Source organism: Actinomadura geliboluensis (assembly GCF_005889745.1).
Classification (GTDB): Bacteria; Actinomycetota; Actinomycetes; order Streptosporangiales; family Streptosporangiaceae; genus Spirillospora; species Spirillospora geliboluensis.
Genome location: NZ_VCKZ01000035.1, coordinates 1 through 20,012, shown reverse-complemented (window position 1 = coordinate 20,012; position 20,012 = coordinate 1). Strand labels below are relative to the sequence as shown.

Sequence of the window (20,012 nt, the reverse complement as noted above, 5' to 3'; positions counted from 1 at the left end):
CGCTCACTCTCCGTATCGGGGCATTGCCCATAGGTGCCGGGTCTTCACATCGGACGGGGGCCACGATGACGACATCCGACAGCACGGCCGGGGGCGGGCCGCCGCGCGGGCGACCGGACGCGGTCGCCGTGCTCGCCGCGGACGGGACCGTGACCGGCTGGACGCGCGCCGCGCGCGAACTCCTCGGCCACGGCGACACCGATCTCGGCCGCGGCGCGGTGCGCCTGCTCCCGCCGCGCGGCCCGGACGCCGGGCCGCCCACCTGGCCGGACGGGACGGAACAGCACTGGTCGGGGCTGCTGGAGGTGCAGGGCGGCGACGGCGGCGCGCTCGTCGTGCACGCCGACGTCCTCCGGCTGGACGGCGCCGGGGAGCGGCCGTCCTGGCTGGTCTGCATGGGCTCCGTCGAGGACGCGTCCGACCGCATGTCCTCGATGCTCGAACCGCTCCTGCGGCGCTCGCCCCTCGCCCTGCTCGTCTGGGACCGCGACCTGCGGTGCGTCTGGATGAACACGGCCGCCGAGCGCCTGCAGCCGGTGTTCCCGCACTACCGGGTCGGCCGCCGGCTCACCGACCCGCCGCCCGGGATCGACACGCGGGCGGCGGTGGAGGCGATCAGCCGGGTGCTCGCCGACGGCGTCCCGCTGTTCGACGAGGAGGTGCACCGGACGTCGCCCGACGGCCGCGAGGACGTCACCCTGTCGATCTCCCATTTCCGGCTCGACGGCGTGGACGGCCGGCCGCTCGGCGTGTGCTCGGTCGCGCTGGACATCAGCCACAGCCGGGCCCGCCGCCGCCTCGCCGTGCTGCGCGAGGCCAGCACCCGCATCGGCACGACCCTCGACGTCCGGCAGACCGCGCAGGAGATGGCGGACCTGGCCGTGCCGGACCTCGCCGACTTCGTGACCGTCGACCTGGCCGAGTCCGTGCTGCCGGACGCCGAGCCATTGCAGCATCTGACCTCGTCGGAGAACAGCGTCCCGGTGTTCCGCCGCGCGGGGGCGGCGTCGATCCACGACGGCGTCCCCGAGTCGATGTGGCCGATCGGGGAGCCGGTGTACGTGCCGCCGGCCTCGCCGTTCACCCGCGTCCTGGACACGGGCCGGTCCCATTTCGAGCCGGTGCTCGACACCTCGCCCGGCGGCTGGCTCGACGTCGACCCGGACCGGTCCCGGGTCATCGCCGCCACCGGGATGCACACGCTGATCGTCGTCCCGCTGAAGGCGCGCGGCGACATCCTGGGCGTGACCGTGTTCGTCCGCACCGACAACCGGACGCCGTTCACCCGCGACGACCTGGTCCTCGCCGAGGAACTGGCCGCGCGGGCGGCGCTGAGCCTGGACAACGCCCGCCAGTACACCCGCGAGCACGCCGCCGCCCTCGCGCTGCAGCGCAACCTGCTGCCGCGGAACCTGACCGGCGGCGGCGCGGTCGACGTCGCCTCCCGCTACCTGCCGTCCGACGCGCACGTCGGCGTCGGCGGCGACTGGTACGACGCGATCCCGCTGGACGGCGGCCGGATCGCCCTGGTCGTCGGGGACGTGACCGGCCACGGCATCAACGCGGCGGCGACGATGGGCCGCCTGCGCACCGCCGTCCGCACCCTCGCCTACCTGGACCTGCCGCCGCACCGGGTGCTCCTCCAGTTGGACCGGCTGGTCGTCCGGCAGGCCGAGGAGGAGCGCACCCCCTTCGACCCGGCGGGCGCGACCTGCGTCTACGCCGTGTACGACCCGGCGTCCGGGTTCTGCACGATCGCCACCGCCGGGCATCCGCCGCCCGCGATCGTCCATCCGGACGGCGAGGTCGCCTTCCCGCGCCCGCCGGGCGGCCTGCCGATCGGGCTGGGGATCGGCGACTACGAGCCGCTCACCGTCGATCTCGCCGAAGGCAGCCTCATCGCCCTCTACACCGACGGCCTGATCGAGACCCGCGACGCCGACATCGAAACGGGCATCGAGCGCCTGGGCACGGCACTGGCCCAGGCTGAGCCGCCCCTGGACGACTTCTGCACCACCGTCATCCGGCTCATGACCGGGAACAGGCAGGCCGAGGACGACATCGCCCTCCTCGTCGCGCGAACCCTGCGCACCTAGCCCCGGGGTGAGTCACCTTCGGCGGCCCTGGTGCGTCTGGTGTGTAGACGAACACGAAGGACAGGAGGGGACGTGAGTACCGACCAGGCAGCGGCCTTCGACCGCGAGCGACCGCATCTGCTGGCGGTGGCGTTCCGCATCCTCGGGTCGGACGCGGACGCGCAGGACGTCGTCCAGGAGTCATGGACCAGGTACGCCCGCGCCGACCCGGCCGACATCCGCAACACACAGGCGTGGCTGACCACCGTGGTGACCCGCCTCTGCCTGGACGTCCTGCGCCGCACCCACGAGACCCCGCGGCGCCCCGAGGAACTCCCGACCCCCGCGACCGGCGAGAACCCCGAGGACGTCGCGCTGCTCGCCGCCGAGCTCACCGCGGCCTTCACGGTGGTGGTGGAGGAGCTGACGCCTCCGCAGCGCGTCGCGCTCATCCTCCACGACGTGTTCGGCGCGCCCTTCGAGGAGATCGCCCACATCCTGGACACGACACCGGGCTCGGCGAAGAAGCTGGCCAGCCGCGCCCGGGGCCGCGTCCGCCGCACCGGATGGCCGGACGCGGAGTCGGGCGAGGCCCAGCGCGTGGTCACCGCCTTCATGAAGGCGGCCCAGCAGGGCGACATCGACGGCCTGGTCGAGGTCCTGCATCCCGACGTGGTCAGGACGGCCGACCCGCAGGTGCTGCGCCCCGGCGCCCCGCAGCGGGTGCACGGGATCGAGGCCGTCGTCGAGGAGACCCGCGCGATGCGCTCCGCCGCCGTGCGGGCACGCCTCGTCCGCATCGACGGACGGCCCGGCATCGCCGTCGGCCCGGGCCGCCCGCGCGCAGCCCTCGTGTTCCACATCGCCGACGGCCTCATCGTCCGCTACGACGTCGTCGCCGACCCCCGGCGGCTGGCGCTGCTCCACATCGAGGACTGACCATGTCCACCACGTACATCGCCGTCACGCTCATCACGGTCGCGATCAACGCCGCGATCGTCGTCGCCGACCTGGCGAAGGCCCGGTTCGTCCTGGCGAACTCGGCGGAGGTCGGGGTGCCGCGCTCGATGCTCCCGCTCCTCGCGGCGCTCAAGGGCGCCGGCGCCGCCGGGCTCGTCCTCGGACTGCTCGGCCTGCACGTCATCGGGATCGCCGCGGCCGCCGGACTCGTCGCCTTCTTCGTCATCGCGGTGGCCGCGCACGTCCGGGCGAGGGTCTTCTACAACATCGCCTTCCCCGGCGCCTACCTGGCCTTGGCCGCCGCCTCACTCACCCTGGCCATCGCCAACTGAGATGGCGACCTTTCCCCGAGCGTGGCCGCGTTCGATGTACCGCAGCGCCTCGGGGACTTCGGCGAACGGGTAGGTCCGATCGATGACGGGCGTGACCTTCCCGCTCTCCATGAGTTCCGCCAGGAACTCCAGGTCGGCCGAGTTGGGCTTCCAGCTGACGTTGGCGATGCGCTGGCCGATTAAGGGCGACAGCAGGACGCCTCGCAGCCCCAGGGCGGCGGGGCCGAGCAGCCTGCCGCGAGCCGAGGCGATGCCGCCCACGATCACGAGCGTCCCGCGCGCGACCAGCGGACGCCGCAGCCGCGCCAGCGACCGGTTGCCCACGATGTCCATGACGAGGTCGTATCGCCCGTCCCGTTCGGTGAAGTCTTCACGGGAGTAGTCGATGACGTCGTCCGCGCCCAGGGAACGGACCAGCTCGACGTTCCGGGTGCTGCACACGCCGGTGACCTCGGCCCCGAGCGCCTTGGCGAGCTGGACGGCGAACGTGCCGATCCCGCCGGAGGCCCCGTTCACGAGGACCCGCTGCCCGGCGGCGATCCGGCCGTAGTCGCGCAGCCCTTGCAGCGCGGTGTGCGCGGCCATCGACACCGACGCCGCCTGCTCGAACGTGAGGCGCGCGGGCTTGGCGGCCAGCCTGTCCTGCGGGACGGCGGCGGCCTCGGCGAACGAGCCCAGCTTGACCTCCCCGAACACTGCGTCGCCGGGCCGGAACCGGGTCACCCCTTCGCCGACGCGCTCGACGACGCCGGCGAGGTCGGCGCCGAGGACCAGCCCCGGCTTCGGCCGCCGCAGCCCGGCGCTGAGCCGCGCCAGCTTCGGGTCGGCCATCGCGTGGCGCCAGTCGTAGGGGTTGGCGGACGCGGCCCGCACCCGCACGAGCACGTCGTCCGGGCCGACGCCGGGCTCGTCGGCGTCCACGAGCGTCAGGACTTCGGACGGCGGACCGTAGCGGTGCCAGCTCCAAGCCTTCATGGCGGGTTCCCTTCGGGGGGTGATGGAGTCCCATGCCTGTCTTCGTCGTACGTCGTAAGATTGTCGTACTATGTAAGGCTAACGTACGCCGTAAGAGAGTCAAGGGGCCCGCTGAAGAAAGGGTCACCCGCTGGGGGTCGGCCGGTCGGCGTTACGAACCGGCGGCGCGGCGCCGCTCCAGCCCGTCCAGGATCAGGTCCAGCGCGAACTCGAACTCGAACTGGTCGTCGCAGAAGCCCAGCGTGCCGTCCGGATCGTCGTGGACGGCGTCCGCCAGCATCCCGACGATGTTCGGGAACCGGTCGCCCATCTCCGCCATGGCGGCCTCGGCGTCCACGCCCTGGGCGGCGTCCGGCTGGAACAACTCCTGCGTGAAGCCGAGGGCGCGGCTGCCCAGGACGTGCAGCGCGCGGTGCGCCAGATCGAAGGAGAACCCGCCCGCCCGCAGGATGCCGACGACCTGGTCGTAGTACGCGATGACGAGCGGATTCGTGCGGGTGGCGAGCAGCTGCGGAGCCCACCGGTGGCGCAGCAGCACCTCCCGCGCCGCGAGGACCCGCGCCCGCAGGGCCGCGCGCCAGTCCTCGGCCGGGTCGGGCGCCTCGACCTTGCCCACGGCCTCCATGACCTCTTCGAGGACCATCTCCGCCAGGCCGTCGAACACGGCCTCCTTGTTGGCGACGTGGTGGTAGAGCGACATCGCCTCCGCCCCGACCTCCTGCGCGAGCTTGCGCATGGTGAGCGAGTCGACGCCGTCCCGGTCGGCCAGCCGCACCGCGCCGCGCAGCACCCGCCTCCGGCTCAGCGGAATGCGGGGCAGATCGTCGGTATCGCTCGGCAGGGTCATGGCTCGGTCCTCCGGACGCACCCTATCCGTACCCCGTAAGGCTCCAGGGCGCCGCGTTCTCTGTGAGTCCTCTGTGAGTCTCACCGGCACGCCGCAGCCCCCGCACCGGGCTCCGCCCTCTGACCTGGGCGTATCCGGCACCCTGCGCGCCACCGTTCACATCGGGCTCACATGATCCCCCACCTCGGCCCAGAATCCCCGCCCAGCCTGGGTCTCGGCCGCACCGCGACGGTGCGCCCGCTTCGCGGCAACCCACCAGGAGGAACGCAGATGATCGAAGTTCGGGGGCTCACCAAACGCTACGGCGAGGTACTGGCGGTCGACGGGCTGGACTTCACCGTCCGCCCGGGGGAGGTCACCGGCTTCCTGGGCCCGAACGGCGCGGGCAAATCGACGACCATGCGCATGATCCTGAGCCTGGACGCCCCCACCTCGGGCACGGCCGCCGTCGGCGGGCGTCCGGTCGCCGCCCACCCCGTGCCGCTGAAGGCCGTCGGCGCGCTGCTGGACGCCGGGGCCGTCCTGCCCGGCCGCAGCGCCTACCACCACCTGCTCGCGCTCGCGGCCGGCAACGGCATCGGGCGCCGCCGCGTCGAGGCCGTCCTGGACGAGGTGGGCCTGACGAGCGTCGCGCGCCGCGCCGCCGGGACGTACTCGCTCGGGATGAAGCAGCGGCTCGGCATCGCCGCCGCCCTGCTCGGAGACCCGCCCGTGCTCGTGCTGGACGAGCCCCTCAACGGCCTCGACCCCGAGGGCATCGTCTGGATCCGCGAGCTGATGCGGCGCATGGCCGCCGAGGGGAGGGCCGTGCTGATGTCCAGCCACCTGATGAGCGAGATCGAGCTCACCGTCGACCACCTGATCGTCATCGGCCGGGGACGGCTGATCGCCGACACCGGGATGGCCGCGTTCATCGCCGCGCACTCCGACCGGGAGGTGGTCGTGCGCAGCCCGCACGCGGACGTCCTCGGCCGCCGGCTCACGGCGGCGGGCGCCACCGTCCGGGCCCGCGGCGAGGACGGCCTGGCCGTGACCGGGCTCGACTCCGCCGGCGTCGGCGCGCTCGCGGCCACCGCGGGCGTCGAACTGCACGAGCTGACCGTCCGGCAGGCGTCCCTGGAGCAGGCGTTCATGGACCTGACCCGGGACAGCGTCCAGTACGCGTCCGAGAAGGGAGCCGCCTGATGGGCAGGGCGACGTTCCGGCATGCCCTCCGCGCCGAGTGGATCAAGATCCGGACGATGCGGTCCACCCTGTACGTCGTCCTCGGCACGCTCGTCATCGGCGCGGGCCTCGGCACGCTCAACGGGTCGTCCGCCGGGGACGAGTACGCCACGATGACCGCCGCCGACAAGCTCGCCTTCGACCCGCTGGCCACCAGCCTGAAGGGCTACATCCTGGCCCAGGTCACCATCGCGCTCCTGGGCGGCCTGGTCATCACCGCCGAGTACGGCAGCCGGACCGTCGTCGGCACGCTGACCGCCGTCCCGCACCGGTCCCGGGTCCTCGCGGCCAAGGCCGCCGTGCTCGGCGTGATCGCGTTCGCCGCCGGGCTGCTGACCACCCTCACCGGGTTCGTCGCCGGCCAGTCGGCGCTCAAGGGTGCGGGCGCCCCGCACCTGGCGCTGTCGGACCCCGGCGCGGCGCGCGGCGTCCTCGGCGGCGCCGCCTTCCTCGCGCTCGCCGGACTGCTCGGGCTCGCCCTGGGCACGCTGATCCGCAGCACCACCGCCACGGTGACGACGCTCTTCGGGGCGCTGCTGATCGTCCCGGCGTTCGGCCCCGCGCTCCCCGGCCGGCTCGCGGACTGGACGGCGGAGTACTGGCCGCCCTCCGCGGGCGGGCAGGTCACGACCGCCTACCGCGACCCGGCCCTGCTGGATCCGGGGCCCGGCCTGGCGGTCATGGCCGGGTGCGCGGGGGTCCTCCTGACGGCGGCGTTCCTGACCTTCCGCAAGCGGGACGCTTAGCCCGGGCCGTCGCGGAGGATGGAAGACGTCGGTGAGGGACGGGACGGGACGGCCATGACAGAACACCTCCTGGTGGTGGAGGACGACACGACGCTGCGCGAACTGCTCGCCGCGAGCCTGCGGCTGGCCGGCTTCACCGTGTCGCCCGTCACGACCGGTTCGGAGGCCCTGGACGCCGTGCGGCGGGGGCGGCCCGACCTGATCGTCCTCGACGTGATGCTGCCGGACTTCGACGGCTTCGAGGTCGTCCGGCGGCTGCGCGGGGAGGCGGCGCCGTCGCCGTCCGGCCCGCCGCCGGTCCTGTTCCTCACCGCGCGCGACGCCGCCGAGGACCGGATCAGCGGGCTGACCGCCGGCGGGGACGACTACGTCACCAAGCCGTTCAACCTGGAGGAGCTGATCCTGCGCATCCGGGCCATCCTGCGCCGGGCCGCCGGCAGGCAGCCGGACGGGCGGCTGGTCGTCGGCGACCTCGCCCTGGACCCCGCCAGCCGCCAGGTGACCCGCGCGGGCCGGGCGGTCGCGCTCTCCCCGACCGAGTTCAACCTGCTGAACGTCCTGATGGAGCACGCCGGGCAGGTCCTGTCGAAGGAGCAGCTGCTGGACCTCGTCTGGCACTACGACTTCGGGGGCGATGACAGCATCGTCGCCTCGTACGTCAGCTACCTGCGGCGCAAGGTCGACACCGTCGAGCCCAAGCTGATCCACACGGTGCGGGGCACCGGCTACGTGCTGCGCAGGCCGCCGCAGTGACCGCCCGGTCCCGCGGCCTCTCCCTGCGCGGGCGGCTGCTCGCGATCACACTCCTCCTGCTGGTCGCCGCGCTGCTGGGCAGCACCGGCCTGCTCCTCCGGCAGTTCCAGGGCGCCCTCGTCGGCCAGCTGGACGAACGGATCCGCGACATCGCCACTGCGACCGCCAGCAACGGGAGCGCCCAGCAGGGCTCCGACACCGTCTACACCGCCTACCTGGACGCCAGTGGCCGCGTCGAACGCGTCCTCCAGCCCGCTCCGAACCCCCCTTCCGGCCTGCCCCGCCTCGACACCGCGGCCGTCGCCGCGCGCGACGGCGCCCCCTTCACCACCGGGTCGCGGGACGGCGGGCGGGAGTGGCGGGCCGTGGCCGTGCCGGCCGCGACCGGCGGCTGCATCCTGGTCGCGGGCTCGCTCGGCGACGTCGACACCGACATGGGACGGCTCACCCGCCAGGTCCTCATCATCGACGCGATGGTCCTGGTGCTGCTGGGCGTCGCCGGAGGATTCGCGGTGCGGGCCGGGCTGAGGCCGCTGCGCCGGATCGAGACGACCGCCGCCGCGATCGCGTCCGGCGACCTCTCCAGCCGCGTCCCGGAGCTGGCCGCCCCCCGCACCGAGCTGGGCCGGCTCGCCGCGTCCCTCAACGGCATGCTCGACCGGATCGAGGCGGGCGACGCCGCCCGTGCCGACTCCGCGCGGCGGATGCGGCGCTTCATCGCCGACGTCAGCCACGAGCTCCGCACCCCGCTCGCCGGCATCAAGGGCTTCACCGAGCTGTACCGGATGGGCGGCATGCCGGAGCGCGCCGACGTCGACGCCTCGATGGGCCGCATCGAGCGCGAGGCCGCCCGCCTGGTCGACCTCGTCGAGGAGCTCCTGCTCCTCGCCCGGCTGGACGAGGACGGCGCCGCCGCCACCGCGCAGACGCTGCAGCCGACCCCGATGGACCTGCGCACGCTCGCCGCCGACGCGCTCCACGACCTGCACGCCCTCGACCCGGGCCGCCCGGTGTCGCTCACCGGCCCCGGCGGCGGACCGCCCGCCCCGGCACCGGTCCTCGGCGACGAGGCCAGGCTCCGCCAGGTCGTCGCGAACCTCGTCGGCAACGCGGTCGCGCACACCCCGTCCGGGACCCCGGTCCGCATCGGCGTCGGCACCCGCGACGGCTTCGCCGTCCTCGAACTCCGCGACAAGGGCCCCGGCATGACGCCTGAGCAGGCAGAACGGGCCTTCGACCGCTTCTACCGCGCGGACGAGGCCCGCGCCCGCGCCACCCGGGGCGGCGGCGCGGGCCTGGGACTCGCCATCGTCGACTCCCTGGTCCGGGCCCACGGCGGCCACGTGGAGATTCACACGGCCCCGGGCACCGGCACGGCCTTCCGCGTCCTGCTACCCCCGCATCCTTGACACGGCCACCCGGCCGTTGCGCAGCGACCGGCCGTGCGCGGCGGGCGATCCGATCTCACGGGCGAGTCGCAGCAGGTCGGCGTCCCGCTCGACGGCGAAGCCCCGCGCCGCCAGGAGGCCGGCCATCTCGGCGGGCCGCCAGGCCGAGCGCCACGGCTCGTCCGCCGTGGCGGACTCGACGCGGCCGGCGCGGGCGACAAGGCCGAGCACGCCTCGGGCGAGCGCGGCCGTCAGCGAAGGCGCCTGGTAGTGCACCAGCAGGACGCTGCCGGGCGCCGACCGTCCCGCGAGCGCGGTCGCCGTCGCGGCGACCTCGGGCTCGCGCAGGTAGGGCACGACTCCCTCCCAGACCCAGACGGTCGGCGCCGCCCGGTCATGCCCGGCGGCCTCGAGGGCGGCGTCCAGCGGCTCGGTGGTCAGGTCGACCGGGGCGAACACCAGCCGCCCCGCCACCGGCGTCAGCCCGGCGGCACGCTCGCGGGCCTCCGCTTGCGTGGCGGGGTGATCGACGCAGAACACCGTCGCGGCCTCCAAGGCCCGCAGGCGCCACGGCCTGCCGTCCAGCCCGGCGCCGAGCAGGACCACCTGCATGCCGTCCCGGTCCGTCACGGCGCGGGTCACCACGTCGTCGATCATCACTGTGCGGGGGACCACGACCTCGGCGCAGGCGCGGACGGACTCCACCGCCCACCGCTCCCGGCCGCGGGCCTGCTCGGCGGCGGCCTCGTCCCGTGCCGCCTCGACCGGTTCCAGCTCGTCCGGCCGCAGCAGTCGCCTGGCCACCGGATCGCTGAACCGCCCCGCGGCCAGCCTGCCGTCCGCCACAGCGCGCCCCTGGCACACGAAGACCGCCGTCCGGCTGGCTCCACCCGACTTCATCGCACACCCCCTCGCCGCAACGGTCGCACCTCGACGCGCTCACGAGCAACGCGCGGCACGTGTGGACGCCCGGTGGACGTCCAGACGGCCAGTGCGCACGCCGCGAAACCGGCCCCGAGAACGCTGGAGTCCGTCCAGCCATGGGAGGTGAAGACGGCGGTGGTCGCGGCCGCGCCCAAGGCGGAGCCGAGCGAGTAGAAGACCATGTAGCCGCCGATGGCGCTGCTGGTGCGATCCGGATACGCGGCGGTCAGGACGTGCTGGTTGCTCACGTGCACGGCCTGGACCGCGAAGTCGAGGACCACGATCCCGGCGGCGAGGAGCCACAGCGACCACGGCAGTTGCCCGATCGCCGCCCACGAGACGATGAGCAGGACGAGCGCCAGAACGGTGACCGGTGCTGCCCGTCCCGCGTCCGCCCACCTGCCCGCACGCGCCGCGCCGAGCGCGCCCGCCAGCCCGGCTACGCCGAATAGGCCGATCTGGCTTTCGCTCAGGTGCCACGGCCTGCCCGCCAGCGGCAGGGACAGTCCGCTCCACAGGCTTCCGAACGAGGCGAACAGGAAGAACGCGATAAGCCCGCGCGTCAGGAAGACGCGCTGCCCGAACAGCCCGCCGAGCGAGACGACGGCCTGCCCGTAACCCGTCCGATCGCGACGCTCCTCCGCCGGTAGAACGGCAAGGGCCAGGCCCGCGAGCCCGAGCGACAGCACCGCGAGCACGGCATAGACGCTCCGCCAGCTCCACACCTCGGCGAGCATGCCGGTGACGACCCGCGCGCCCAGGATGCCGACCACGACGCCGGAGGTCACGACGCCGATGGTCCGTCCGCGCTCGCCGGGCGGCGAGACGGACGCGGCGTAGGCCACCGTCGTCTGCACCACGACCGCGAACACCCCGGCCACCGCGAGCCCCGCGAACGCGACCCACGCGCCCGGCGCCGAGGCCGTGACGATCATGCCGAGGGCGGTGAGCGCCAGGTGCACGGCGATGAGCCGGCGCCTGTCGACCACATCGCCGAGCGGCACCAGCAGCACGAGGCCCGCCAGGTAACCGACCTGCCCGACCGCGACGATCCACCCGGTGTGCTGTGCCGGCACACCGAGATCGCGTCCCATCGGCTCCAGAACCGGCTGCGCGGCGTAGATGCTCGCCACCGCGACACCGCACACCACCGCGAGCAGCAACCGCCGCCACACGCCCATCGCCCCTCCAAGTCGATTAGTAGCAAATTGCAACCAATCGGACCGTACGGCATGATGGTTTCAATCCGCAACCGATCGGGAGGGGTCATGCCGCGCGCTCAGGACGTCGACTGGACGGACCCCACCTGCCCTGTCGCGCGCACGCTCGACCTCGTCGGCGACAGGTGGAGCCTGCTCATCGTCCGCGACGCGATGGACGGCGCACGCTCGTTCACCGAGTTCCAGCGACGCACCGGCATCGCCCGCAACATCCTCACGGACCGCCTGCGCAAGCTCACCGCCCACGGGCTCCTCGACCAGCGCACCGCGCCGTCCGGCCGCCGCCAGGAGTACGTCCTCACCGACGCGGGCCGCGACCTCTTCCCCGTCGTCCTCACCCTGCGGCAGTGGGGAGAACGTCACGCCTTCGCCCCCGGCGAGACCCACTCAACCCTCGTAGACCAGCACGGCGACCCAGTACCGGAACTCACCCCGATGAGTACCGACGGCACCGTCCTAGACGCCGACACCACCCACGTACAGAAGACCCACTAACCGACCGTCCTCAGCCCGCTGTCTCGCTGAGTACTGCCCTGCCTAGGGCGGGTTGGTCAAGGTGGCGGCCGCCGGGCGGCAACTCGGCTCGCATGGAGGGACCGGGAGAACAACGCAAGAAGGACGGACTGATGTGTCCGCCCTTCTTGCGACATCACGTGCAGATGACCAGTTGCTCGACCGGACGAACCGGGCGTCTAGGTCCGACTCGTCCGACGCCTCCTTCAGGAACTGATCACTGAGTTGAACAGTCCGATCGCTGCGCCCCCGGCGGCACCGCCGGCGATGAGGGCCTCGGGGACGGAGCGGCGTGTCGCGTAGGTGAGCAGGCAGACTGCGACCGCGACGAGCGCGGCCAGGAGGAAGATCAGCGCGCTGCGGATGGTGAGTAGAGCCGGCCCCTGATCGGAGTTGGGACGCTGAGCCATGATGTCGCACTCTCCTTGAGAGAGGGGCTGAAGTGGTGGACGCCAAGGCATAGGCCCATCCGTCCCGTTTCCCCTCGCGTTGATCGAGTGAACTGATCTGGGTGGTGTTCTCCCAGCTCAAGGCTGTTGCGTGAGGGACGCCCCAAAAAACCTGGTGATGGCGCGAGGGGAAACCTGCGTTGCCGTCCTATGTCGTCGTGCACGGTAGTAACCCTCAAGAGCCGCGACGGGACGGAGGCGTGGCATGTCCACGGTGCAGGATGAATCGCCAGGGCCGCACGTCCCGCCCGGGACGGGTTCTGCGACAGGCCAGGACCGCGAGGTGGAGGTGCCTCAAGACGAGGCTGAGTTGGCCATCGACCTCGACCTGACTCAAGAGTTGATCGCCGATGCCGAGGCGGAGCTGGTACCGGAGGCATCGGGGCAACCCGCGCACATGTCCAAGGCCGAACGGCTGAAGGCCGACCACCTGATGGTCACGATGGTGATCGAAGAGGGGGTTGGCGGCCCTCGCGAGGCTTATCTCCTGCAGCAGTTGGTGCAGTACGCGCGTCCTGTGCTCAAGGCGTTGTTGCGCGACGGCCGGATCTTCGCCAAGTGCAGCAGACTGCATCGGCCGGTCGGCGATGAGATCTCCTTCCTGGATTGGTCGGACATGGACCGCGACGAGATCGCCCAGGACATGATCTCCGATGCGTTGCCGGTGTTCAGGAAGAGCGTCTTCGAGCAGCGAAGGTGGGCTCCTGAAAAAGGGGCTTCTCTCGCCACATACTTCGTCAATGCCTGTGCCCTCCAGTTCCCGGCCATCTATCGCAAGTGGAATGAAAATCGTCGGCGGATGGTGTCGCTTGAAGACGAGCACATCGAGGCTCTGTCGGATGGCCGGAGCGTCGACCCGGCCTTGCAGGCGGTGACCCAGGACAGGCTTGCTCGGGCGCTGGGACCCGTGGACCCGCAGATAAAAAATGCTGTTGCATATTACGCTGCAGGATTTACAATGAAAGAAGCCGCCGAGCGAGCGGGAATAACGGAGAAGCGGCTTGAGGGAGCGTTGGCCAGGCTTCGTAAGAAGCAAGCAGGTGGAAGGGATCCACGGCCTGGCGGAGGGGAAGGGCAGTGCTGATGGCTGGACAGGATGACTTCGAAGCCCCGACCGATGTTCCCGAATCCCGACCGGACGACAGGCCGGCGGAGACCAATGAGGCGGGGCAGGTGGACGATCAGTTCCGCATGCTTCTTGAGACTTCCTCGCTCGGCACTCCCGCGGCCCGCCGAATCAGGTCTATGACCGCTCCGGAGGAAGCTGAACAGATCATGCAGGAGCAATCTGCCGGTTCCTCCGCGGATGCCGGTGAACTACCACCCGCAGGATCCGGAGCCGTTGAGTCAGCGATGCTCGCAGTACCAGAGCGGTTCCCGAACGCCGAGTACGGCGATGACATCATCGAGACCATGATCGGCGCGATGAAGCCACGTGAGCAGCACGGCGGCTTCACGCTCGTGGTGTCCTTTTGTCGAGAAGAACCACTTGCCGACCGCTATCACCTCCTCAAGCTGGTCACCGATGCCATGACCGCATCGCATCCTTTGCGCTGGTATTGGACGGCGCTCAATGACGCCGACGCTTTTCTCTTGCCGATCACGCTGGCAGATGTCTCCCTGGTCGGGGATGTGGTCAAGCTGCTCGAACAGAAACTGGCCGCCTACAACACTGGCCAGGAGAGGCCATCCCAGTTGAAGGTCACGCTGCATGCGGGCATGGCCGCTCTTGGTTTCGAGGCGAACAGCCCGGCTCCGATCTTCACCAGGCGCCTCCTCGGGGCGAAGGAATTCGATCGGTTCTTGGACCTGTCGCCGTCGGCGGGCCTGGCGATGATCCTTCCTGACTGGATCTTTCGGCGGATCCAAGAGTCCCGGTATGACATCGGTATGAGTCCGAAGATGTTCCGCCGGACCTATATTCGAGAGCTTTCAACGGCCGTCTGGGTCTATGTCGGAAGGTCGAGCGGTCTTGAAGGGGGAGGAGTAAGCGGTCCAGGCTCCTCTCCCGTGCGGGACCACGTCCACGAGATCGAGCGAAACCTCGGAGCATCGACTGATCCGCAAGCCGGCCAGGCGCTGATGTCGTCCGGGGTGTTCATCATGTGTGTGGATTCCCTCGACGACGGAGAGTCTTTTCCGCAACGCTCCTGGGCGGCGGTGATGTACGCACTGCAGTCCGCCGCGTTCGCGACGGGCGTGGTGTTGCAGGAGCCGCGATGCTTTGAACGCAACGGATACGCCGTTTTCGCCATCTCGGCTCTCCCTCAATGGGAGGCCGCCAGCATCCTGCCCGCCGTCGCGACCAGGTTGCGAACCTCCAGCGCTCATACCTTGCCGGTCCGAGCGGGCTGGGTGAACATGCCGGAGGCTGCTGGAAGCGACTTGTTGGCTGATCTCGCACTGCTGGCCGAGCCCGGTGATTGTGGGGTGAGGAGCAAACGAGCGCGGTCGATGCCTCGGACGCTGCCGGCCGCGTCGTCTTCCGGGCGTGTGCTTCAACGACAACGATCACTGCTGCTGGCAGTGGAGTTGAACTACAAGGAGGCCCAGCGCCGGGACGGGTTCCTGCGTCGTTACCCCTCCGACGGCGAAGCCGATGTGGCGAGCGTGCTCTACGCGATGATCCATCAAGCGTTGGCAGCCGCAGCGCGCATCTGGAACCCGACGACGTACGAGACCGGTGAGAGCGGTTTGCTGGTCGTGGTGCAGGCACCTATCTGGCAAAGCTCCGAACTGCACGAACTGGTAGAGGACCTCGTCGGGCTGGTGGGCCGCTTCAACAGTGTCCGTGCCGCCGCCGACCACGTGAGAATCACCCTTGCTCTTCATGGAGCGGGGCGCGCCGGTCAGGACGAACGCCCCAATCGGCAGCTGATGCAGTTGATGCAGCTGCTCGAGATCGCGCGTGCCGACAGTGCGCCGCGAGCGGACTTGGCGGTCATCACATCCGACCACATCCATTCCGAGTTGCGAGCCGGGCCGTACTTCTCCAATGCCTCCCCAGTCACTGTCAGCGGCCGGCTGGCGGGCTGGCTGGCCTATCCATCCGGGCGTCCGCACGAGCTCAACAACCGACCTGGACGTCCGCGCTTCTCGCTGAACGGCCCACGTTTCAAGGCCCCCGCCGTTCCTGAGAGCAGCGAACGGGCATATGACCAGGCTGCGGATGCGCGCAGAACATGCTCTGAGACGTGGGAGTCGGATCTGGAATCGGTCGCTACCCCTGCGGCATTCGCCGCCGCACTCAAAAGGGTGCACGCAGGCGCGGGTAGCCCCTCATATCGCCGCCTAGAGGCGGTCACCAAGGATTCCCCGTTCCCCCTGCGCCGTTCAACCATCGCCGACTTTCTCGCCGCGCGGCGGATGCCCAGTAAGGGGGCACTCGAGACATTCCTACGAGCATGTGATGTGGCGCCACCCCGTATCGCCGCCTGGGAGGCGGCATGGCGACGTCTCAAGTCCGATGACAGGCAACGCAGCGACAGGCGACGTGGCGCCCCTGCGACCGCCGGTCCCGCGGCTCCAGCCCAAGTGGGCTCCTCCTCCCAGCGGCCCGGGTTCTGGAGTGCCCTCACTAGCGTTGAGAGAGCCGACTTCCTCGCGATCGCGCAGGAAGCCGTGCATCCGGCCGGGACGGTGCTGTGGGAGGAAGGCGATGTCGCCGACCACGCCATCGTGATCAAATCCGGATCGGTGCGCGTCTGCGTGGAGCGGGACGGGCGCGAACGGATCATCGCCTTCCGTGGCTGCGGCGACATCGTCGGCGAGCGCGCCGCCCTGCTACTGCGGCGGCGGTCGGCGACCATCGTCGCTATGGAGCCGCTGCACGTGCTCGGCCTGACCACGCAACAGTTCGTCGGCTACTTGAGCGCACATCCCCGCGTGGTTGGCGTATTGGAAGGCGAGATGTACGAGCGGCTTACCGAGGAGCCGCTCCAGCAGCAAGATGCACAATGGACGGACGCAGCCTTGGACGGGGAGGCGGCACGGTACACCCCGCCCCATCCGGCGTCGTTGGTCAGAGCCATGACAGCGTCTCGACTGAGCAGCCTTTACGACACAGGCGCATTGGCGAGCATCCTCACCACTCCTGCGGAAGGCACCCCAAGCGCTAGTGGTTCGGTTTCCATGGGGGAGTCGTCCGCCCGCACTCCTTCGTTGCTGTCTGGAGGGAGCATGCAGTCATCGCCTCTCGCGCAGCAGACCCCGTCGATGGCCTTTACCCCGGGCGCATCCCCCGGTCCGGCGCCGGCGCACCAGCACTGCACCATCGTGTTCACTGATATCACTGGCTTCAGCTCCCGCGGCCGCGACGAGAAGAGCAGGATCGAGATGCGGCGTGCCATGTTCGCCGCCCTGCGCGAGTCGTTCGAGGAGGCGCGGATTCCCTGGGAATCATGCTACAGCGAGGATCGCGGCGATGGCGCATTGATCGTCGTGCCGTCCGAGGTCCCCAGCGCTACGGTCGTCGACCCGGTCATCGCTTCCCTTGAAATGCGTCTGCGGCGTCACAATCAGCGGTCTGCCAGTGCGACCCGCATCCAGCTCAGGGTCGCGGTCGACGTCGGACCCGTGCTGCCCGATCCACCGGGTGTCTCTGGCTGGACGATCATCAACGCGGCCCGGCTCCTCGACGCCGCACCACTGAGGCAAAGACTCGCCGCGACGGGGGCCGACCTAGGCGTCATCGCGTCAGGGCTGACCTATGACACCGTCATCGCACACAATCCCGGCCATGTAAAAGCCGATGAATACGAATCCGTCAGTTGGGATGTGAAGGGAACAAGCATCAAAGGCTGGATCTACTTGTCTGGATGTCGGCAACGGGTCACGATGACAGCGGGCGGTCTTCTATTGGGCAGCAGCATGCGTCCAGCAACAAAAAGCCAGACCAGCCATCCGGAACCGGCTCTGGAGTGCTGACCGGAGACTAGAGAACCGCGCCCCAACTCAGGTCTTGTCACCCGCCCGCCTACCTGCTTGACGTGGTCCACGTAGCGGTTGCCATTGTTCCGACAACCGTTCATGCTCCGGTCTGGGGCGGACGGACAGCCCCGCTCCTCCGCCCGACAGACGTTCCCATTGGCGACTTCGCTCCTACGAGCCGATTCCCCTGAGGGCGGCGACGTGGGTCTAGGCGGCCCATTCGGTCAGCCGGATCGCTGGTCGGACGCCTCATCGTTATCTGTGGCGTCGTAGATTTCACACTGGGCACGATGCCCGATGGGACGAAGCCGTCCTCAGCCCACTGTCCAGTGGCGGAGCTTTTCGGGGTTGCGCATTACCCAGATGTGCTTGATGCGGTCGCCGACGACGTCGAAGGCGAACACCGTCACGGTGACGCCGTCCTCCTGAGCCACCAGGCCGGGCTGGCCGTTGACCGTGCGTTCCAAGAGCGCCATGTTGGCGGACCTCCGGTTGGCCAGTTCGACCCAGGCGTGCGCTATCGGCTCGCCGCCTTCGATGGGGTCCAGGAAGGTGACGGCCTGGCCGCCGCCGTCGGCGATCGCCGTCGCGTCGGGGTCGAGCAGGCCGATGAGGGCGTCGATGTCCTTGGCCTCCCAGGCCCGCTTGAAGTCCCTGACGACCTCGGCGCGCTGGGCGGTCGTCCTCGCGGGGGCCTGCGCAGTGCGGATGCGGCGGCGCGCCGACGAGGCCAGCTGGCGGCAGGCCGCCGGGGTGCGGCCGACGATCTCGGCGACTTCGGCGAAGGAGTGGCAGAAGACGTCGTGCAGGATGAACGCGACGCGCTCCGCCGGGGTCATCGATTCGAGCACGACCAGGAAGGCCAGGTTGACCGACTCGTCCAGGGTGATCCGGTCGGCCGGGTCGGCGGGGACGCCGCCGGTCCACTCCGCGCGTTCGGGGAGCGGCTCGGGGATCCACTCGCCCACGTAGGTCTCGCGCCGCGCGCGCGCCGAGTTGAGCACGTTGAGGCAGATGCGGCTCGCGACCGTCGTCAGCCAGGCGCCCGGCGACTGGATGGCGTCCTGCTGCTGCCGCGACATGGCGTACCAGCGGGCGTAGGTCTCCTGGACGGCGTCCTCGGCCTCGGCCACCGATCCGAGCAGCCGGTACGCGAGATTGATCAGCTGGCGCCGCTCTCTCATGATCGCGTCCAGACCCGGATCGAGCGGATCCCGCCCTCGGGTGGTCATGGTGCCGGCGGCTCCCTCGGTCGCTTCCGTCCTCACCTGTCCGACAAGACGGCGCCCCGGAATGTGAGGCCGGCCCGCCGCCTCACATTCCGGACGGCCGCGTTGTCGAACCACCGAGACCAGCACATCACCCGGAGGCTCAGGAAGACCATGACCACCTCAACGCCGGAAGCATCCTTCACCGTCCCGGCGCCCGCGCAGCGCTTGGAGCGGGCGGCCGCCGCGCTGACCGCGCACGGTTTCACCGTCGAGATCCTCGATGACGCCGCCGCCGCGCGCGAGCGCGTCAAGGAGCTGATTCCCGAGGGCGCGGACGTGTTCACCGGGGCCAGCGAGACCCTGCGCCTGTCCGGGATCGACGAGGACATCAACGGCAGCGGGCGGTACGCGTCCGTCAAGGCGCGCAGCAGGACCATGGACCGTGCCACTCAGCTGAACGAGTTGTGGCGGATGATCGCCTGCCCCGACGTCATCGTGGGCAGCGTCGCCGCGGTCACCGAGACCGGATCCCTCGTCGCCGGCTCGGCCAGCGGAAGCCAACTGGCCGGTTACTCGGGCGCCGCGATGCGCGCGATCTGGATCGTGGGAGCGCAGAAGGTCGTGCCCGACCTGGACACGGCGCTGCGCCGTGTCGAAGACCACTGCCTCCCGCTTGAGAACCAGCGGGCCATGGGCGTCTACGGGCAGCCCAGCGCCCTCAACCGCGTCCTCATCCTCAACGCCGAACCCGAGCCGGGGCGCGGCATCGTCCTGCTGCTCCGCGAAGCCATCGGCTTCTGAACCGGGACCGGTCCCTCCGACCAGCGCGAGGGACCGGTTTTGGTTACTCTCCAGCGCGATGCGGTCACAGGGCGGTATCCTCCTGCGCGGGCAAGCCACGCCTGCCCGTCTGAGCACTGAGCGCCTACGCCGCTGGTGCGCCGACGACGAAGCGTCCATGGACGACGCGTGGTACCCGAGCCCATGCCGTCCAGCGGTGCGCGTAGGACTCCGCCGGAGGACGTCGTGACCGCCGACCCCCATCGTCGCCCTTCCCGCAACCTGCAGCGCCGCATCCGCCGCCGCCAGGCCGCCACCGGTGAGCCCTACATGACCGCGGCCACCGCCGTCCGGACGGAATGGGAACGCGGGCAGCGCTACCTGTCCGACCCGTCGGTACCCGCCGACGTGGCCGCCGCCGTCCGGCGCGTCGGATTCATCCCCCTCGAACCCTTCGACCTGTCGGTCCACTGGGAATGGTGGTGCCGCTGCCAGTGGTGCGACGCGGTCGTCGAGGTGAGCCCCCGCGGCCACGGCTACCAGTCACCGGGCCGCTGCCCCTACATCGTCTACGGCAGCATGCACATGGACGGCCGCTGCACCCTCCCCGCACCGGACCCGGTGATCCGCACAGAGCCGCTTACCGAAGAAGAACTCGAGCAAATCTGGCAATTCCCCCCACAACG

18 protein-coding genes are annotated in these 20,012 nt (G+C 70.6%); 12 read left to right on the top strand and 6 right to left on the bottom strand.

All coding sequences use genetic code 11. From position 1 onward, the window contains the following. Window positions 1-65 precede the first annotated feature (65 nt). The 3 genes from ETD96_RS07905 (at window position 66) to ETD96_RS07895 (ending at window position 3,367) form a co-directional block, all read left to right on the top strand. Window positions 66-2,096 (top strand): SpoIIE family protein phosphatase, encoded by a 2,031-nt coding sequence (locus tag ETD96_RS07905; protein ID WP_171068913.1) that lies wholly within the window; start codon window positions 66-68, stop codon window positions 2,094-2,096. Window positions 2,097-2,168: 72 nt separating this feature from the next. After that, window positions 2,169-3,014: a sigma-70 family RNA polymerase sigma factor gene (locus ETD96_RS07900; protein WP_240807364.1), complete on the top strand. Its 846-nt coding sequence runs from the start codon at window positions 2,169-2,171 to the stop codon at window positions 3,012-3,014. A gap of 2 nt (window positions 3,015-3,016) precedes the next feature. After that, window positions 3,017-3,367, top strand: coding sequence for a DoxX family protein (locus ETD96_RS07895; RefSeq protein WP_138635630.1), 351 nt, complete (start codon window positions 3,017-3,019; stop codon window positions 3,365-3,367). Here the strand turns inward: ETD96_RS07895 and ETD96_RS07890 are convergent. Both ETD96_RS07890 and ETD96_RS07885 read right to left on the bottom strand, forming a co-directional pair. Then, a complete protein-coding gene (locus ETD96_RS07890; protein ID WP_138635629.1) occupies window positions 3,341-4,342 on the bottom strand; it encodes an NAD(P)-dependent alcohol dehydrogenase in 1,002 nt (333 codons plus the stop codon). The two genes, ETD96_RS07895 and ETD96_RS07890, sit on opposite strands and share 27 nt — an antisense overlap. Window positions 4,343-4,493: 151 nt before the next feature. Beyond that, window positions 4,494-5,189 (bottom strand): TetR/AcrR family transcriptional regulator C-terminal domain-containing protein, encoded by a 696-nt coding sequence (locus tag ETD96_RS07885; protein ID WP_138635628.1) that lies wholly within the window; start codon window positions 5,187-5,189, stop codon window positions 4,494-4,496. Window positions 5,190-5,459: 270 nt separating this feature from the next. On the opposite strand from ETD96_RS07885, the gene ETD96_RS07880 reads away from it, so the two are divergent. From ETD96_RS07880 to ETD96_RS07865, 4 genes are read left to right on the top strand one after another with little or no spacing between them, the layout of a single operon-like run. Further along, window positions 5,460-6,374: an ABC transporter ATP-binding protein gene (locus ETD96_RS07880; protein WP_138635627.1), complete on the top strand. Its 915-nt coding sequence runs from the start codon at window positions 5,460-5,462 to the stop codon at window positions 6,372-6,374. Then, window positions 6,374-7,159, top strand: coding sequence for an ABC transporter permease (locus ETD96_RS07875; protein WP_138635626.1), 786 nt, complete (start codon window positions 6,374-6,376; stop codon window positions 7,157-7,159). The genes ETD96_RS07880 and ETD96_RS07875 overlap by 1 nt, the downstream gene beginning before the upstream one ends. A gap of 54 nt (window positions 7,160-7,213) precedes the next feature. Further along, window positions 7,214-7,912: a response regulator transcription factor gene (locus tag ETD96_RS07870; protein ID WP_138635625.1), complete on the top strand. Its 699-nt coding sequence runs from the start codon at window positions 7,214-7,216 to the stop codon at window positions 7,910-7,912. Continuing rightward, window positions 7,909-9,321, top strand: coding sequence for a sensor histidine kinase (locus ETD96_RS07865; protein ID WP_138635624.1), 1,413 nt, complete (start codon window positions 7,909-7,911; stop codon window positions 9,319-9,321). The genes ETD96_RS07870 and ETD96_RS07865 overlap by 4 nt, the downstream gene beginning before the upstream one ends. On the opposite strand, the gene ETD96_RS07860 is transcribed toward ETD96_RS07865, so the two are convergent. Both ETD96_RS07860 and ETD96_RS07855 read right to left on the bottom strand, forming a co-directional pair. Then, window positions 9,304-10,200 (bottom strand): class I SAM-dependent methyltransferase, encoded by an 897-nt coding sequence (locus ETD96_RS07860; RefSeq protein ID WP_138635623.1) that lies wholly within the window; start codon window positions 10,198-10,200, stop codon window positions 9,304-9,306. The genes ETD96_RS07865 and ETD96_RS07860 overlap by 18 nt on opposite strands. After that, complete coding sequence (locus ETD96_RS07855) at window positions 10,197-11,405, bottom strand: MFS transporter (RefSeq protein ID WP_138635622.1); 1,209 nt, start codon at window positions 11,403-11,405, stop codon at window positions 10,197-10,199. The genes ETD96_RS07860 and ETD96_RS07855 overlap by 4 nt, the downstream gene beginning before the upstream one ends. Before the next feature lie 87 nt (window positions 11,406-11,492). Between ETD96_RS07855 and ETD96_RS07850 the strand changes: the two genes are divergently transcribed. Further along, window positions 11,493-11,939, top strand: coding sequence for a winged helix-turn-helix transcriptional regulator (locus ETD96_RS07850; protein ID WP_138635621.1), 447 nt, complete (start codon window positions 11,493-11,495; stop codon window positions 11,937-11,939). Window positions 11,940-12,163: 224 nt separating this feature from the next. On the opposite strand, the gene ETD96_RS07845 is transcribed toward ETD96_RS07850, so the two are convergent. Further along, window positions 12,164-12,367, bottom strand: coding sequence for a hypothetical protein (locus ETD96_RS07845; protein WP_138635620.1), 204 nt, complete (start codon window positions 12,365-12,367; stop codon window positions 12,164-12,166). Window positions 12,368-12,611: 244 nt separating this feature from the next. On the opposite strand from ETD96_RS07845, the gene ETD96_RS07840 reads away from it, so the two are divergent. Next, window positions 12,612-13,490, top strand: a complete 879-nt coding sequence (locus ETD96_RS07840; RefSeq protein ID WP_138635619.1) for a sigma-70 family RNA polymerase sigma factor — start codon at window positions 12,612-12,614, stop codon at window positions 13,488-13,490. Beyond that, the gene (locus ETD96_RS07835; RefSeq protein ID WP_138635618.1) at window positions 13,490-17,332 is read left to right on the top strand and encodes a cyclic nucleotide-binding domain-containing protein; all 3,843 of its coding nucleotides are present in this window, start codon (window positions 13,490-13,492) and stop codon (window positions 17,330-17,332) included. The genes ETD96_RS07840 and ETD96_RS07835 overlap by 1 nt, the downstream gene beginning before the upstream one ends. Before the next feature lie 317 nt (window positions 17,333-17,649). On the opposite strand, the gene sigJ is transcribed toward ETD96_RS07835, so the two are convergent. Then, on the bottom strand, window positions 17,650-18,567 hold the full coding sequence (gene sigJ / locus ETD96_RS07830; protein WP_138635617.1) for an RNA polymerase sigma factor SigJ: 918 nt from the start codon (window positions 18,565-18,567) through the stop codon (window positions 17,650-17,652). A 150-nt stretch (window positions 18,568-18,717) separates the two neighbouring features. On the opposite strand from sigJ, the gene ETD96_RS07825 reads away from it, so the two are divergent. Next, the gene (locus tag ETD96_RS07825) at window positions 18,718-19,347 is read left to right on the top strand and encodes an LUD domain-containing protein (protein ID WP_138635616.1); all 630 of its coding nucleotides are present in this window, start codon (window positions 18,718-18,720) and stop codon (window positions 19,345-19,347) included. Window positions 19,348-19,572: 225 nt separating this feature from the next. Continuing rightward, window positions 19,573-20,012: hypothetical protein (locus tag ETD96_RS07820; RefSeq protein ID WP_138635615.1), on the top strand; the 440-nt coding region annotated here is incomplete at its 3' end.